Origin of the sequence: uncultured Arthrobacter sp. (genome assembly GCF_947493765.1) — a bacterium.
Classification (GTDB): Bacteria; Actinomycetota; Actinomycetes; order Actinomycetales; family Micrococcaceae; genus Arthrobacter_D.
In genome coordinates this window covers 32,173-48,313 of sequence record NZ_CANLSZ010000005.1, presented here as the reverse complement: position 1 = coordinate 48,313, position 16,141 = coordinate 32,173, and the positions used below count along the sequence as shown (strand labels likewise).

14 protein-coding genes are annotated in these 16,141 nt (G+C 70.8%); 2 read left to right on the top strand and 12 right to left on the bottom strand.

Features of this window, described 5'->3' with window-relative positions; all coding sequences use genetic code 11:
• Positions 1-9: 9 nt before the first annotated feature.
• The 3 genes from topA to Q0747_RS09185 form a co-directional block, all read right to left on the bottom strand.
• Positions 10-2,757 carry a type I DNA topoisomerase gene (gene topA, locus Q0747_RS09195; protein WP_298253856.1) on the bottom strand — a complete coding sequence of 916 codons (2,748 nt, stop codon included), beginning with the start codon at positions 2,755-2,757 and terminating at the stop codon, positions 10-12.
• Positions 2,758-2,890: 133 nt separating this feature from the next.
• Entirely contained in the window at positions 2,891-4,558 is a 1,668-nt protein-coding gene (locus Q0747_RS09190) for a methyltransferase (protein WP_298253854.1), read from the bottom strand.
• The gene (locus Q0747_RS09185) at positions 4,558-5,484 is read right to left on the bottom strand and encodes a rhodanese-related sulfurtransferase (RefSeq protein ID WP_298253852.1); all 927 of its coding nucleotides are present in this window, start codon (positions 5,482-5,484) and stop codon (positions 4,558-4,560) included. Before Q0747_RS09185 ends, Q0747_RS09190 begins: the two co-directional genes overlap by 1 nt.
• Before the next feature lie 86 nt (positions 5,485-5,570).
• On the opposite strand from Q0747_RS09185, the gene Q0747_RS09180 reads away from it, so the two are divergent.
• Together Q0747_RS09180 and Q0747_RS09175 are read left to right on the top strand one after the other, a co-directional pair.
• On the top strand, positions 5,571-6,221 hold the full coding sequence (locus Q0747_RS09180; protein WP_298253850.1) for a GNAT family N-acetyltransferase: 651 nt from the start codon (positions 5,571-5,573) through the stop codon (positions 6,219-6,221).
• Between the two features lie 48 nt (positions 6,222-6,269).
• Positions 6,270-8,627 (top strand): DEAD/DEAH box helicase, encoded by a 2,358-nt coding sequence (locus Q0747_RS09175; protein ID WP_298253848.1) that lies wholly within the window; start codon positions 6,270-6,272, stop codon positions 8,625-8,627.
• A gap of 248 nt (positions 8,628-8,875) precedes the next feature.
• Here the strand turns inward: Q0747_RS09175 and Q0747_RS09170 are convergent, their stop codons facing one another.
• The 9 genes from Q0747_RS09170 to ssd form a co-directional block, all read right to left on the bottom strand.
• Positions 8,876-9,274: an Rv3654c family TadE-like protein gene (locus Q0747_RS09170; protein ID WP_298253845.1), complete on the bottom strand. Its 399-nt coding sequence runs from the start codon at positions 9,272-9,274 to the stop codon at positions 8,876-8,878.
• On the bottom strand, positions 9,267-9,590 hold the full coding sequence (locus Q0747_RS09165) for a TadE family type IV pilus minor pilin (RefSeq protein ID WP_298253843.1): 324 nt from the start codon (positions 9,588-9,590) through the stop codon (positions 9,267-9,269). The genes Q0747_RS09170 and Q0747_RS09165 overlap by 8 nt, the downstream gene beginning before the upstream one ends.
• 167 nt (positions 9,591-9,757) lie before the next feature.
• Positions 9,758-10,168: a DUF4244 domain-containing protein gene (locus Q0747_RS09160; protein WP_298254158.1), complete on the bottom strand. Its 411-nt coding sequence runs from the start codon at positions 10,166-10,168 to the stop codon at positions 9,758-9,760.
• A gap of 284 nt (positions 10,169-10,452) precedes the next feature.
• Positions 10,453-11,484, bottom strand: coding sequence for an ornithine cyclodeaminase (locus Q0747_RS09155; RefSeq protein ID WP_298253841.1), 1,032 nt, complete (start codon positions 11,482-11,484; stop codon positions 10,453-10,455).
• A gap of 164 nt (positions 11,485-11,648) precedes the next feature.
• Positions 11,649-12,080: an Lrp/AsnC family transcriptional regulator gene (locus tag Q0747_RS09150; RefSeq protein WP_298253839.1), complete on the bottom strand. Its 432-nt coding sequence runs from the start codon at positions 12,078-12,080 to the stop codon at positions 11,649-11,651.
• A gap of 163 nt (positions 12,081-12,243) precedes the next feature.
• On the bottom strand, positions 12,244-12,918 hold the full coding sequence (locus Q0747_RS09145) for a type II secretion system F family protein (protein WP_298253837.1): 675 nt from the start codon (positions 12,916-12,918) through the stop codon (positions 12,244-12,246).
• Positions 12,915-13,706, bottom strand: coding sequence for a type II secretion system F family protein (locus Q0747_RS09140; protein ID WP_298253836.1), 792 nt, complete (start codon positions 13,704-13,706; stop codon positions 12,915-12,917). The genes Q0747_RS09145 and Q0747_RS09140 overlap by 4 nt, the downstream gene beginning before the upstream one ends.
• Positions 13,703-15,049, bottom strand: coding sequence for a TadA family conjugal transfer-associated ATPase (locus Q0747_RS09135; protein WP_298253834.1), 1,347 nt, complete (start codon positions 15,047-15,049; stop codon positions 13,703-13,705). The genes Q0747_RS09140 and Q0747_RS09135 overlap by 4 nt, the downstream gene beginning before the upstream one ends.
• Complete coding sequence (ssd, locus tag Q0747_RS09130; RefSeq protein ID WP_298253832.1) at positions 15,046-16,113, bottom strand: septum site-determining protein Ssd; 1,068 nt, start codon at positions 16,111-16,113, stop codon at positions 15,046-15,048. Before ssd ends, Q0747_RS09135 begins: the two co-directional genes overlap by 4 nt.
• Between the last annotated feature and the right edge of the window lie 28 nt (positions 16,114-16,141).

Below are 16,141 nucleotides of genomic sequence, written 5' to 3'. Positions count from 1 at the left end.
GCTCCCGGCCTACTTGGAGGCCGCGGCCTTGCGCTTGGCGGGGGCCCGCCGCGTGGTCTTCTTCGGCGCGGGCCCCTTGGCGCGCTTCTCGGCGAGCATGTCGATCGCCTGCTCACGCGTGAGTTCCTCGATGGCCATCGACGCGGGCACCGTGATGTTGGTGACGCCGTCCGTGACGTAGGCCCCGAAGCGTCCGTCCTTGACCACGATCGCCTTCTCGCTCACCGGATCGTCGCCGAACTCGGCGAGCGGCGGGGTGACCGCGCGGCCGCCACGCTGCTTGGGCTGCTTGTAGAGCTCCTGCGCCTGCTCGAGGGTGATGGTGAAGATCTCCTCCTCCGACCCGATGGACCGCGAATCGCTGCCCTTCTTCAGGTACGGGCCGAACCGGCCGTTCTGGACCGTGATCTCCTTGCCGTCCTCGTCCGTGCCGAGGACGCGCGGCAGGTTCATGAGCCGCAGGGCTTCGTCGAGCGTCACCGTGTCCACGGACATCGACGTGAACAGCGATCCCGTGCGCGGCTTGACCTTGGCCGGCTTCTTCGGCGGTTTGGGCTTGCCGTTCTTGTAGTACTCCACCGGCTGCTTCGCCAGCTCCTCGGCGGTGACCTCGGGGATCAGCTCGATCACGTAGGGCCCGTAGCGGCCGTCACGGGCCACGATGGAGCGCCCGGTCTCCGGGTCGGTGCCGAGGACCCGCTCCTCCGACTGTGGTGCCTCCATGAGCTCGACGGCCTTCTCCGCGGTGAGCTCGTCCGGTGCCAGGTCCTCCGGCACATTGGCGCGCTGCGGTTCGGTGCCCTCCGGCGCATCGGCCGGCAACGGCTTCTCCAGATAGGGGCCGAACTTGCCCACGCGCAGCGTGATGCCCTCGGCGATCTCCACCGAGTTGATGCTGCGCGCGTCGATCTCGCCGAGGTCGTTGACGATCGTGTGCAGGCCGGTGTCCTTGCGGTCCCCGTAGTAGAACTGGGTGAGCCACTCGACCCGCCCGGTCTCGCCACGCGAGATCCGGTCCAGGTCCTCCTCGAGTTCCGCCGTGAAGTCGTAGTCCACGTAGTCGTTGAAGTGCTCCTCGAGGAGGCGCACCACGGAGAACGCGATCCAGCTCGGCACGAGGGCCTGGCCGCGGGTGCGCACATAGCCCCGGTCCATGATGGTGGACATGGTCGCCGCGTAGGTGGACGGGCGGCCGATGCCGCGCTCGTCGAGCACCTTCACCAGCGAGGCCTCGGTGTAGCGCGGCGGCGGTGAGGTCTCGTGGGCGAGCGCCTCGATCGCCGTCGCGCCCAGGGCGTCGCCCTTGACCACGTTCGGCAGCCGGGTGCCCTGCGCGTCCCCGTCGGTGCCGTCCTCTGCCCGATCGGCGTCGCGCCCCTCCTCGTAGGCGGCCATGAAACCGCGGAAGGTGATCACGGTGCCCGAGGCGGAGAACTCGGCGTCCCGGCCGTCGGCGCTGACGGCACCGAGGCGCAGCGACGCCGTCGAGCCCTTCGCATCCGCCATCTGCGAGGCGACGGTGCGCTTCCAGATCAGCTCGTACAGGCGGAACTCGTCCCCCCGCAGTCCCTGGGCCACCTGGGCCGGGGTGCGGAAGGAATCACCCGAGGGACGGATGGCCTCGTGGGCCTCCTGCGCATTCTTGGCCTTCCCCTTGTAGACGCGCCGCGCCTCGGGGACGTACTCGGGACCGTAGAGCTCCGAGGCCTGCCGGCGCGCGGCGTTGATCGCCTGGTCGGAGAGCGAGGACGAGTCGGTCCTCATGTACGTGATGTAGCCGTTCTCGTACAGGCGCTGCGCCACCTGCATGGTGACCTTGGAGCTGAAGCGCAGCTTGCGCGCCGCCTCCTGCTGCAGGGTCGAGGTGGTGAACGGCGCGGCGGGGCGGCGCGTGTAGGGCTTGGTCTCGAGGGACCGGACGGTGAACTCGGCGCTCTCCAACCCTGTCGCGAGGGAGCGGGCGGCCTCCTCGTCGAGCCGGACGGCGTTCGCTGCCGTGAGCTCCCCGCGGTCGGAGAAGTCCTTGCCGGAGGCGATCCGGCTGCCGTCGACGGCGACGAGCTTCGCCGGGAACGCCGAGCCCTTCGCGGCGTCGGCGGGCGTGAAGGAACCGGTCAGGTCCCAGTACGACGCCGTGCGGAACGCCATGCGCTCTCGCTCGCGCTCCACGACGAGGCGCGTGGCGACGGACTGCACACGGCCCGCGGAGAGTCCGCGTGCCACCTTCCGCCACAGCACGGGGGAGATCTCGTAGCCGTAGAGGCGGTCGAGGATGCGGCGGGTCTCCTGGGCGTCGACCATGGGGATGTCCACCTCGCGCAGCTCCCCCAGTGCACGTGTGACGGCTTCCTTGGTGATCTCGCCGAACGTGAGGCGGTAGACGGGGACCTTGGGCTTGAGGACCTGCAGCAGGTGCCAGGCGATGGCCTCGCCCTCGCGGTCGGCGTCGGTCGCGAGATAGAGCGCGTCGGCGTCCTTCAGGGCGGCCTTGAGCTCGGCGACGGTCTTGCGCTTCTCCGGGGACACGACGTAGTAGGGCTCGAAGTCCTTGTCGAGGTCCACCGCGAACTTGCCCACGGAGGACTTCTTGAGCTCGGCGGGCAGGTCCGAGGGCTGCGGGAGGTCGCGGATGTGCCCCATGGATGCCGCGACCTGGAAGTCCTCACCGAGGTAGCCCGAGATGCTCTTGATCTTGCTGGGCGACTCGACGATGACGAGCTTCTTGCCGTGCTTCTTGTCCGTGGCCTTGGTCGGCACTTCTCTCCTCGATCTGCTGTTCGATGCCGCGGCAGCCGGGAGGGATCCTGTCCGGATCCCGCTGCTGGGCCTCATCCTTCAGTATGCGTCATGCCTGCCCGCATCCGGGAAATCGGCGTTTCCCGGGGAATCCCTAGGGCAGCGGCAGAAGGAACCCCTCCCGCAGGAGCTGCTCCACGTCCACCAGCAGCTCGGCGGTGAACGCGGCGTCCGGCCGTTCCAGCAGCATCGCGAGCGCTCCGGCGATCTGCCCGGCCGTGAGGTCGCCGTCGCACGCCGAGACGAAACCGGCCAGTTCCGTGCTGAGCAGCGTGGTGCGCCGGAGTCCGGCTCCCTGGCGCAGCAGGATGATCCCGGGGTGCTCGGCGCCCGGGCGCTGGTGCCTCTCCTCGGTGACGTCGTCGGCCACCAGCAGGAACTCGTCGGCGATCCCGGTGCCCGAGGCCGCCTGCTCGGTGTGCGCTGCGAGCCAGTCGCTGCGCGCCACGGCGGCCGCGAGATGCGGGCCCACCGGCTGCTCGATTTCGTGCGTGATCTCCTCGACGGTCACCCGGACCAGGTCGCTCGGGGCAGGGGGGCGTCGCAGCCAGATGGAGCCGAAGCCGATGCCCTCGACCGACCGGGACGCGAAGTCCTCGAGATAGGCGTCGAAGCCGGCGAGATAGCCCTCCCTGTCGCGGTCCTCGGCGGCATCCCGGAGCCAGGTCTCGGCGTACTGCACGGCACTCTGCTGCTCGCGCTGGATCACCCAGGCGTCCAGGCCGGCGGGGATGAAACCGCGGATGCGCCTGTCCCACGCCGTGGATCCGCTGATCTCCCAGTTGCCGAGGAGCTGCGCGGACCCGCCGGGCGAGAGCACGCCGGGGAGGTCGCGGACGAGGTTCTCCACGATGGCGTCCCCCGCGAGACCGCCGTCGCGATAGGTGTAGGTGTCCTCGGGGCCACCGGCGCGGGGCGTGATGACGAAGGGAGGGTTGGAGACCACGAGCTGGAAGCGGTCCTCCGCGACGGGCTCGAGCAGGTTTCCGAGCCGGAGACTGATCCGGGCCCCGAGGTGCTGCGGGTCCAGGTCCAGGGCCGGTGCGTTGAGCAGCAGATTGAAGCGTGCGAAGGCGAGTGCCCGCTCCGAGATGTCCGTCGCCGTGACGTGCCGGGCGTGGGAGAGGAGATGGAAGGACTGGATCCCGCAGCCCGTGCCGAGATCCAGGGCCCGTTCCACGGGAGCCCGCATGACGGTCTGCGCCAGGGTCAGCGAGGCGCCGCCGATTCCCAGGACGTGGTCCCGGCGCAGGGGACCCGGGCGCTGCTCCGACCCGAGGTCGCTGGCCACCCAGAGGTTCCCCGCGACGTCGGAGCCGTAGGGGCGCAGGTCCACCGTGGCGCGCCGGGCGGACCCCACGGGTGGGGCGCCGACGGGTGCGGCGCCGACGGCTGGTGCGCCGACGGGCTCGATCAGCCTGAGACGCTCGAGGCCGGAGACACCGGTCCCCGGGAAGGCCGCCCGCAGGTCCTGCTGCTCCACGGTCTCCCCGAGCAGCCACAGCAGCACGGGAACGGCTCGGGTGCGGCGCGGGCCGCCGAGGAGGCGCCGACACGCCAGCAGCGCCGGTGCGGTCTGGCCGCGATCGAGGGCCGCCGCCGCCTGGGCGCCCAGGAGTGCGGCGACGCCGTCGACCGTGTAACCGAGCTCCGCCAGGTCTCCGGCGAGTGCTCCGAGCAGCGCGACGTCCTCGCTCGAGGGTGCCGTGGCGACGTCGTCGTCGAAGTCGGCCCATTCCGAGCTGGGTGCGACGGGCGGCATCACGCGGCGCCCGCGATGGTCGCCTCGGCCTCGTCCGGCTCGCACCCCTGCGGGCAGCGCAGTGTCGACGGATCGGCCGCGCACCGGGCGCAGAACAGCGTGAGGTTCCGGCAGACGGCATTCGAGCAGTTCTCGAACGTGCTGGTGGGTGCCTGGCAGCGCACGCACGAGCCGAGGGTGACCGCGTCGTCGCTGAACTCGAGGTGCATGCGCTTGTCGAACACGTAGAGCGAGCCCTCCCAGAGTCCGCCGTCACGGTAGGTCTCGCCGTAGCGGACGATGCCGCCGTCGAGCTGGTAGACCTCCCGGAAGCCCCGGTTCACCATGAGACTGGAGAGCACCTCGCAGCGGATGCCGCCGGTGCAGTAGGTGACGATCGGGGAGTCCTTGAGGTTGTCGTACCTGCCCGAGTCGAGTTCCCGGACGAAGTCGGCGGTGGTGCGGACGTCGGGGACCACGGCACCCTTGAAACGCCCGATCTGCGCCTCGAAGGCGTTCCGGCCGTCGAAGAAGACCACCTCCCGGCGCGAGCCACGCCTGGCATCGACCAGCTGGTGCACCTGCTCCGGGGCCAGTCGCGTCCCTCCGCCCACCACGCCGTCGCCGTCCACGCGGAGTTCACCGGGGGCACCGAAGGAGACGATCTCCTCGCGCACCCTGACACTCAGGCGGGGGAAGTCCGCGGCGCCGCCGTCGGACCACTTGATGTCCATGCCACGGAATGCGGGGTGCTCACGCGTGGTCTTCACGTACTGCTTGACCGCACCGACCTCGCCGCCGACCGTGCCGTTGATGCCGTCCTTCGAGATGAGGATCCTGCCGCGCAGGCCCCACTTCTCGCACAGGGTCCGCTGCCACAGGCGAACGGCCTCCGGATCGGGCAGCGGGGCGAAGGCGTAATAAAGGGCAATACGGTTGGTCGACACGGCTTAAAGCGTACTTTGCGTATCGAATCGGTCTCCCTCGGAGGGCTTGGCTGTGTTTCACCGGCTCCGACAACTATCGTTCACGCATGGGTGCACACGTAGATACCGAACTCCTCCAGACCTGGATCACCGGATGGTCCGCGTGCCGCGGCGTGCAACCGCACGACGACGGCGCCAGCACCTTCGTGGTCACCACCGACCCGCAGGAGCAGACGGAGCACTTCGTCCTCGAACCCTCCACCGAGCAGTTCCTCGAGCTCGCGAGAGAGACGAAGGCCGATCCCCGGCGCGTGCTGACCGTCGTCACGAATCGGATGCAGGACCTGCTCGACGCCGCCGATCCGCTCGGTATGCGCGTGACCGACCGGCAGCAATCCCTGATGAGCGCCGACATGCACGGCCAGGACGTGGAGGATCCGCGCCCGCCCTCGGAGGACTTCGTGCTGGAACGCTCGGAGGAGGCTCCCTGCCGCCACGTGTCGGTGCGGGTCGGCGAGGAACTGGCGGCCCGCGGATCGGTCTCGGTGGTGGGTGACTACGCCGTCTACGACCGCATCATCACCGAGGAACAGTTCCGCCGCCGGGGACTGGCCAGCTTCGTCATGCGGGCGCTGACCGCCGGTGTCCTCACCGACGACGTGACCACCGGACTGCTGATGGCCTCCGCCGACGGACGTGCGCTGTACGAGTTCCTGGGGTGGCAGCACCTCGCCGACGTGTTCGGCATCAGAGGATAAGGCCGGTTCCCGCACTCCCCGCCGGCGACCCGGTGGGAGGATGGCGACGTGGCCGCGCATGACTCTCTCCTTCCGCTGCTCGGGGGTGGATCCGCTCCCGAGGAGTTGCTCCACGTGCGCCGGATCCCGGCCCGCGCCGCCGAGCACGGAGCGTGGCCCGACTGGGCCCACCCCGACGTCATCGGCGCCTTCACGGCCCGTGGTGTCCACGAACCGTGGCGGCACCAGGTGGAGGGGGCGTCCTCCGCCCGCGCGGGGACGCACACCATCATCGCCACGGGGACGGCCTCCGGTAAGTCCCTCGCCTACCAGTTGCCCGTGCTCGACGAGATCCATCGCAGCGAGCTGGGCAGCCGTGCCACCCTGGCGCCCAGCGGATCGGTGGCACTGTACTTGGCGCCGACCAAGGCACTGGCCGCGGACCAGCTCTCGTCCGTCAACGCACTGAAGCTGCCCACCGTCCGTGCGGAGACCTACGACGGCGACACGGAGCCGGGCGCCCGCCGCTGGATCCGGGACCACGCCAATCTGGTCCTGGCCAACCCGGACATGCTGCACCACGGGATCCTGCCCAACCACACCTGGTGGGCCCGCTACTTCCGGCGGCTGAAGTACGTGATCATCGACGAGGCGCACAGCTACCGGGGAGTGTTCGGCTCCCACGTGGCCAATCTGCTGCGCAGGCTCCGGCGGGTCTGCGCCAGCTACGGAGCGAACCCGGTCTTCATCGGGGCGTCGGCGACCTCCGCGGATCCCGCCGCGTCCTTCGGGCGGTTGATCGGCCTGGACGCGGAGGCCGTGACCCGGGACAGCTCACCGCACGGTTCCACGACGGTGGCCTTCTGGGAGCCCCGGCTCACCGGGACGAAGGGCGAGAACGGCGCGCCGACGCGCCGGACGGTCATCGCCGAGACGGCGGACCTGCTCGCGAATCTCGTTTCGGCGCAGGTCCGGACCATCGCGTTCGTCCGGTCGAGGCGGGGAGCGGAGAGCATCGCGCAGACCACGCGGCGCATGCTCGAGGACGTGCACCCGAGCCTGCCGCACAGGATCGCCGCGTACCGCTCGGGGTACCTGCCCGAGGAGCGCCGCGCCCTCGAGGAGGCGCTGCGTAGCGGCGAGCTCCTCGGTGTGGCCAGCACGTCCGCCCTGGAGCTGGGGATCGACATCTCCGGCCTGGACGCCGTCCTCGTGGCCGGCTGGCCGGGGACCCGCGCCTCCCTGCTGCAGCAGATCGGCCGGGCGGGACGCTCGGGCCAGGACGCCCTCGCCGCCTTCGTCGCCAGCGACGACCCCCTGGACACCTATCTGGTGCATCACCCCGAGGCCGTCTTCGACCTCGGGGTGGAGGCCACGGTCTTCGATCCGTCCAATCCCTACGTCCTCGGCCCGCACCTGTGCGCGGCCGCCGCGGAACTGCCCCTGACGGGTGAGGACCTCGCCCTGTTCGGCGCACGCTCCGAGCAGCTCCTGGGCACCCTGGTGGACCAGGGCTTCCTCCGCCGTCGGCCGGCCGGGTGGTTCTGGACGCATCCCCAGAGCGCCGCGTCGATGGTTCGCCTCAGGGCCGACGGCGGTGGTCCGATCACGCTCGTGGATGCCGCCTCCGGCGCGGTGCTGGGCACCATGGGGTCGGCACAGAGCCACTACCAGGCACACCCGGGGGCGGTGTACGTCCATCAGGGCCGCAGCTATGTGGTGGAGGAACTGAACGAGCAGGACCACTGCGCCGTGGTCTCCCGGGCGCAGCCGGACTTCTACACGCAGGCCCGCGACGTGACGCGGATCGAGGTGGTGGGCCGCGACGAGAGCCGGCTGTGGGGCGGCGTGCTCGCCACGTTCGGGGACGTGCAGGTCACCACGCAGGTGGTGTCCTTCCAGCGCAAGGCGTTCTCCTCCAACGAGATCATGGGAGAGGAGCCGCTCGAGCTCCCCGCCCGGGAGCTCTTCACCAAGAGCGTATGGTTCGAGATCAGCCCCGAGCTGCTCGAAGCCGAGGGCATCTCGGCGGAGGAGATCCCCGGCGCGCTCCACGCGGCCGAGCACGCCGCGATCGGCCTGCTGCCCCTCGTCGCCGCGAGCGACCGCTGGGACATCGGCGGGGTGTCGACGGCGCTGCACGCCGATACGGGCCAGCCGACCATCTTCGTGTACGACGGCCACCCGGGAGGTGCGGGCTTCGCCGAGCGGGGGTTCGAGGCCGCGCAGATCTGGCTCACCGCGACCCGGGACGCGATCGAGGCCTGCGAGTGCGAGTCCGGGTGTCCGTCCTGCGTGCAGTCCCCCAAGTGCGGCAACCGGAACAACCCGCTGAGCAAGGGCGGCGCCGTGGCCGTGCTCTCACTCATCCTGCAGCAGGCGGCCCGTGCCACCTCTCCCGGAAGCGACGCCGGCCCGATCTCCTAGGCAAGCATCGGCCCGATCTCCCCGACCAGGGCGCAGTGCCCGCGGCCCGACGCCGGGGGTCGGGTGCCGGGCCCGCCCGACCAGGGCGCAGTGCCTGCGGCCCGACGCCGGGGGTCAGGTGCCGCGCCCGCCCGACCAGGACGCAGTGCCCGCGGCCCGACGCCGGAGGTCGGGTGCCGCGCCCGCCTGACGTCCGGGCCAGGGACCGTCACTGTCCCGAGGGATCCGTCCCGGAGCGACGGGGCCCCTCAGGGCGGTGGTCCGGCCCTCGCTGCGCCGGTCGCGTCGGGCAGGAGACCCCGTAGGTCGACCGACACACGGATGAGCGCGGTCCCCGGACCCGTCGTGCCGATGTCACACTCCGTGACGCGTGCGCCGTGGAGTCCTGCCACCGCACCGGCGACCACGCAGGGCTCCCCGGGCGTGAGGCCCCGGGCGGAGTCTGCGGCGGCCAGCGCAGCCAGGTCCGCCGCCGTCGCCGCCTTCGACGCCGCGGACGACGCCTGCAGCAGAAGGACCACCACTGCGACCAGCAGCAGGGCCAGCACGGCGAGCCCGGTCATCAGGACTGTTCCCGCTCCGGCCTCCGACTCGCCGCCCTGCCTACCGGACCCGGGATGCGTGTGGTCCCGGTGCCGCTCACCCACCGTGCTCCACCTTTCCCGAGGCGGTGGCGCTGAGCTCAAGGTGGAGCAGGCCCACCACCGGACCCTCGACGCCGGCCCTCACCTCCACCGTGGTCCACCCGGTACCCGAGGCCACCTCCACCGACGCGTCCTTGCCGGCGAGCCGCTCGACGGTGCCCCGGACCGACGCTGCACCCTCACCGCGCATGGCCTCCCGCGCTCCGGCGCGGGCGGCCTCCTCGAGGCGCAGCTGCACCGTCCCGAGGTGCGCGGTCCCCAGCACGAGGGCGAGCAGGACGACCAGGGCGGGAAGGGCGACGGCGACTTCGGCGGTCACAGCGCCACGCTCCGATCGACGGCCGCGTTCGACCGTCGGCACGCACGCAGCATCGGACCCGGGACCCCCGAGCAGGGCCGTGGCGTGGGTGCAGCGCCGGGCTGGGCCGCACATCCGGCGGACCACAGGCACCGCACCCAGGTCACCTGACCCACCCCGGCCGACCATCAGCCGAAGTTCAGCGCGGACGTGATCAGGGACATCAGGAGTCCCTTGACCTCGCCGCTCGACAGGACCGCGACGAGGAGTGCGGCGAACCCGACGGCTGCGAGCGTGGCAATGGCGTATTCCGCCGTGGCCATTCCCGCCTCGCTGTCGGGACCCGCTTCCCGGCGGCGTCGGATGGCCCGCTCGTTGGTACGCCGTCGGTGCGCCCGGGCACGACGGGCTGCCCGATCGTCCGCATGTGCCGTACCCGTTGGCTCGGTTGGTCCAGCTGCGTCGACGAAGGCCCCTGTCCCATGGTTCTGGACGCCGGCGATCGATCGGACGGGTGGTACTGCTGAGCCACATCCCGCCGGTTCTTCCGCTGTCTCAGGCGGTGTCCGTTCCAGCCGGTTCGGTTGGGTGTGCGTCATCATGGCTTCTCCTCCTCTGAACGCGGGCGTCGCCCCACGTGCCGTGCGCGGCGATCGCCGCTCGTTCCACTCTGGCGATGCGAAGGGTCTCCATCCCTCTCGATCCCGCTTAAGTGGACAACACCGCAGAGGTCGGTTCCCGGGCGGCGGTCATGGTCGAGGCAGCTGCCGTTGCCCGGTACCTCCTGCCTCGTGCAACAGGGCGAGGAACTCCGGGACCGCTGTCCCGTACCGCGCCCGGCCCGCAGCTCTGCCCGGAGGGACCGGAGTAGCCGTGCTGCTGCTCAGGATCCGATCGGGGACAACGCGCCCACGAGGCTGAAGAGGTCCTTGGGATCCTCCGGATTCGCGACGAGGTCGATGTCCTCGAAGAAGTCCGAGGCGTCCACGGCGTCGCGGACGTAGCGCAGCGCGGAGAAGTCCTCGATCGCGAATCCGACGGAGTCGAAGATGGTGATCTGGTCGGTCGACGTGCGCCCGGGCATGCGGTCGGTCAGGACCTCCCAGAATTCGGTGACCGTGAAGTCGGGGCGCATCTGCTGGATCTCGCCCTCGATCCGCGTCTGCGGCGCGAACTCGACGAAGACATCACCCCGGTCGAGGACGGCGGCATCGAGCTCGGTCTTCCCGGGGCAGTCACCACCGATGGCGTTGATGTGCACACCGGGCACGATGAGATCCGCCGTGAGGATGGTCGCATTGGTCTTGTCGGCGGTACAGGTGGTGATGACATCTGCACCTTGCACGGCGTCGGACGCGGAGGAGGCGAGGGTGATGTCGAAGCCCAGGGGGGTCATGTTGCGGACGAATTTCTCCAGCGCAGCTGGGTCCGTGTCCCACATTCTCAGCGTGGTGATACCCAGAGCGGCACGAAAGGCCAGCGCCTGGAACTCGGACTGGCTGCCGGCGCCGATCATCGCCATGACCTCGGCATCAGGGCGGGCGAGTTTCTTCGCCACCATTCCGGACGTCGCGGCGGTCCGCAAGGCGGTCAGCACTGTCATCTCGCTCAGGAACGTCGGGTAGCCGTTGTGGACATCGGCCAGCACGCCGAAGGCCGTGACGGTCTGGAAACCTCGTGCGGGATTCGACGGGTGCCCGTTGACGTACTTGAAACCGTAGGTCTCGTGATCGCTGGTGGGCATCAGTTCGATCACGCCGAAAGGAGTGTGGCTGGCCACGCGGGGCGCTTTGTCGAACGATTCCCAGCGCAGAAAATCATCCTCGAGATACTGCATGAGCCCGGTGATGATGGTCTCTGGCCCCTGGGCGGCTGTCCAGCGGATCATGTTGTGCACATCGACGAAGCGCGTCATCTGCGCCCCCTTTCCACGACGGAACGGTGTTCCATCGAGCCTAGTGAGCGGCACTGTGCATCCACAATGAGGGTACTGTGAGCTTTTGCTCGAGAAGATGTACGAACTGGAGGGTTCGAGGAAGCATTCTGCGCACCGGAGGAGCCGCTGTGTTTGTGGGGCCCTCATCTCAGCACGGAGCTGAGGAGCAGGCTCGTCTCGCTGTTCACGACGCCCTCGACGCCGCGGATCCTGCCCAGTACCTGGTCGAAGCCTCCCAGGCTTTCCGTCCGCAGTTGGGCGACGAGATCCCAGCCTCCGTTGGTGGTGTGCAGCGCAGAGATCTCCGGGAAGCCCCGCAACTGGCGGATGACCTTGTCGGCGGACCGGCCCTCCACCGCGATGAAGGCGATGGCATGGATGGTCAGGGGGTCGACCTCGTCGCGCACCCTGGCTGTGAAGCCCATGATGGTTCCCGTGGCGATGAGGCGCTCGAGGCGGCTGTTCACCGTGGCCCGGGCGACGCCGAGCCTACGGGCGAGGCTCGCGACCGAGGCCCGGCCGTCCTCCCGCAGTGCGGACAGGAGGCGGCGGTCGAGGTCGGTCAATCCGGTCACGTACACAATGTATCCTGCCTCCTGCCATTTCGCTCGGATCTCGACGAAAGTACCGATAATGGCTGGGCTGAGCCACAATGTGTCGATTCATCCGACGGAAGCGCGCGAATGCGGCCCGCTGGTGTCCCTCCCGGTCCGCTGGCGAGGCGGGGCAGGCTGCGGGCTAGAGCGCGGGCAGCAGACCGAGGACCACGGGAACGACGCCCAGGCAGATGAACGCCGGCAGCGAGCACAGACCCAGCGGAAGCACGAGCTGGACGCCGAGAGCCGCGGCCCTGCGCTCGACGGCCCGGTTGTGCCGCCGTCGCAGTTGCGCGGCATGGGCATGCAGGAGCGCCGCCGACGGAGCGCCCGTGGACGTGGCGAAGCGCAGGCCCCGGCGGATGTCGGCCAGGCAGTCCTCCCTCCGACGCTCCCGCTCCCGCTGACGCCGGGACCACCACTTGCGTCCTGGACCAGGTCCGGGCGCACTGCCCGCCCCTGTCCCTACCGCCCGGGCGGTGTCCCAGGCGGAATCCCGGGCGGTGTCCCAGGCGGTGTCCCAGGATGCTCCGAGGTCTCGGGCCGCGTGGACCCGCAGCAGGGCGGCACCGATCTCTGCCTCGCAGGATGCTGCGACGATCGCCAGGGCGCGCTCCACCGACGCGCCGACGGACAGCATCGCGGCGAGCAGATCGAGGATCATCGGCGCCTGACCGGTGCCGCGATCCACTGCCCGCGTCGCGTCGGGGCTGCCCTGCGCGCCTGAGTACCCGGAGCGTCCGGAGCGCCCGGACGATGCACCCAGCAGGACAGCTGCGACGGCCAGCAACACACCGACGAGCACTCCCGGCGTCACGGGGGTGCACCGGCAGCACGGCGGACCAGCTGCCGGGACCAGATCCGCGACAGCAGCATGAGCAGGAGTCCGCTTACCAGCGCCAGATTGCCCAGCGGGGAGCCCAGCAGGATGCCGAGCGGATCGACCCCGAGGGCGTACCCGAGGACCACGCCGACCGCCGGCAGCCACGCGAGAAGGACCACCGTGGCGCGGGGCCCGGCAAGAGCCGTCTCGCGGGCCGAGACGCCGTCCAGGTGGGCGTCGAGCTGCACGGCGTACTGCTCGAGGATCGCCGCAAGTGGTGCACCGCTGCGCTCGGACACACCGAGGCAGGCGGCAAGATCCACCCACATCCGCTCCACCTGGGCAGCCACCTCCGCGTCTTTGGGTCGACGTCGCGCCGCCACGCGCTCCCGGCCCAGGACCTCCGGAACACCCAGTCCTAGGTCCGCAGCCCGTCGCGCCGAGGCCAGAACGGGTAGTACCAGTGCGGAGAACGCACCGGGGTCTGCCCGATAGAGCTGTTCCATGTCCTTCCAGAGCAGCTGCGGAGGCCGCCCCGCCCGGAGCAGCCCGGCGAGCTGATGCACGAAGAGCGTCAGCTCCTGGAGGTCCATCCGCCGGCTCCTGGCGGCGCCGGGCACGACGACGTCCCCTGCAGGATTCCCGAGCCACGAGGTCCGTCTCCCCTCCGGATGGTCACTCGCGCGGAGCCCGCGGGAACTCCCCCTGGCGCCGGCCGTCAGCGTCGGGGCGCAGAGGGCACACACCGCCGAGAGCAGGACGGCGACGACGAGGCCCGTCATGGTCCTGGCCCGCACGACGTCGGCGGGACCACGACCGGCCCGGCTCCGCACGCCACGGAGTCCGCCGGTCCGGCGACGGGTTCGCACCAGCCCACCCGGGCGGTGAAGTCGTCCCAGCCGTCAGCGGGTTGGCACCCCTCGCCCGTGTCGAGCAGGACCGGTCGCACGACCAGTCCCCTGCCGTCCACGAGTTCCAGGAGACCGATGCTCTCCACGCGCCGTCCGCGCCCGGTCCGCACGAGGTGCACCACGACGTCGAGGGCGCTGGAGGCCTGCAGCGCCAGGACCTCGGGGGCCAGGCCGGCGAGTGCTGCCAGTGCACTCAGCCGCGCGGGGACGGCCCCGGCCGAGTTGGCGTGGATGGTTCCGCCACCGCCGTCGTGCCCCGTGTTCATGGCCGCCAGCAGCTCGCGGACCTCGGCACCCCGGCACTCCCCCACCACGAGACGATCCGGTCTCATCCTCAGTGCCTGGCGCACCAGCTCGGTGAGGTCGAGCACCCCCGCACCCTCGAGATTGCCGTACCGGGCCTGGAGACCGAGGGCGTGGGGGTGGTCGGGATTCAGTTCCGCGGCGTCCTCCACCAGCACGATGCGCTCCTGCGGGTCGGCCAGACCGAGCAGCGCCGACAGGAGCGTGGTCTTCCCCGTCCCGGTGGCCCCGCTCACGAGGAAATTCAGCCGTCGGCGCATGATCAGCCTCAGCGCCTCGGCCATCAGGGGTGAGAGCGTACCGCCGTCGAGCAGCTCCGCCAGCGAGAACGCACGGTCCCGCCTGATCCTGATGGACAGCAGTGTTCCCGCGGTGGAGACGGGTGGCAGGACTGCGTGCACCCGCAACCCGTCGAGGCGGACGTCGACGGCCGGGCAACCGTCGTCGAGGCGCCTGCCGCCTGCCGCGACGAGGCGGACGGCGAGGGAACGCACCTGCTCCTCGGTCTCGAAGACCCGACCGATCCGGCGCAGCCCTCCGGCACCGTCGATCCAGACGTCGTCCGGTCCGTTGACGAGGATGTCCGTGATGCTGTCCTCGGCCAGGAGGTGCTCGAGCGGTCCCAGTCCCGCGAGTTCCGCGCGCACGCGGTCCAGGGCCGTCAGCGTGCCCTCGGAGCCGAGGAGTCTGCCGCTGGAGCCGACGGCGTCAGCGAAGGCCGCCCCAGTCGCCTGGACCGTCCCGGCGAGTACCGCCCTCCGGACGGAGTCGACCAGCGAGGGATCTCCGATGCCCGCCGGTGGGGCGTAGCCCTCGTCCTGGATCCCGGGCTCGCCGTCCTGGCGGGACCGCCCGAGGGCAGCCCGCCGCTGGCGGCGCGTCGGGCCACCGGGCATGCTCCCCGCGCTCATGCCGCCGGCTCCACGAGCGACACCACGTCCGCCACGAGCTTCCGCGCTCGCCGGGGAAGTCCTGCGGAGAGCAGCTGCCCGGCGGCCTCACTCGCGGCCGTGCCGCGGACGTGGGGCAGATACGGCAGAGGGCCCGCCTGACCCAGGAGATCAGCGACGAGCCAGGCGTCCAGGCCGTCGGTCACCGGGCCGCGCAGCACGGTGGTGACGGGGAGGAAGGAGTGCGTCCGGAGGACGCTCCTGGCAGCGGCGACGCCGCGCGGACGTGAGGGGAGCAGTAGGACGAGCTGGTCGCAGGCCGGTGCCAGTCCGGACCTGCTGCCGGCGCCGAGGTCGATGAACGTCAGTCCGAAGGCACCCCGTGCCGCGTCGAGGACGGCCGGGGCCGACTCCATCCCGTCATCCGGTGACAGTGATACGTGCTCCGGCCCCGAGTCGTGGGACAGGACCGAGAGGTCACCCTCCGCGGGCAGGGCTGCCACGAGCTGTTCGGCGTTCAGGGTGCCGCGGATCTCCCGAAGATCGCGCCACCGGACGCCCGGACGATCCTCCGTCCCGAGGGCCAGGTCCAGTCCGCCGGCATCGGGGCGTCCATCGACGAGCAGGACCCGCCGCCCGTGTCTCGCCGCGTGACGGGCACACCAGGCGGCGACGGTGGTGACCCCGCATCCGCCGACCGCCCCGAGGACACCGATGACCCGCCCGCCCGCCGCGGGAGCAAGACGGCGACCGAGATGCTCGGCGAGCCAGCCCGCACCCTGCGGCAGGATCACCACGCGCGACGACGCCAGGGCGGCCGCGCTCCGCCAGGTTCCGGCGTCGTCCTCCGCGGAGCCCACCACGATGACGTCGTGCACACCGGCGCACCCCTTGGCAGCCTGCTCCTGACCGACGAGCAGCACCAGCGGGTCGAGCGGCACCGCCTCCGCGAAGCCGGCCGTGAGGACGGGTTGGACCCCCGCGGCCGCACACGCCCTGGCCACCTGGTCCTGCACGAACTGCGACCCACCCACGAGCACCACGGGCCGCCGTCGTCCCTCCGGTGTCCACGTCTGCTGCGCCATGCCTCCACTTTTGCGCCGGCGTCCGTCC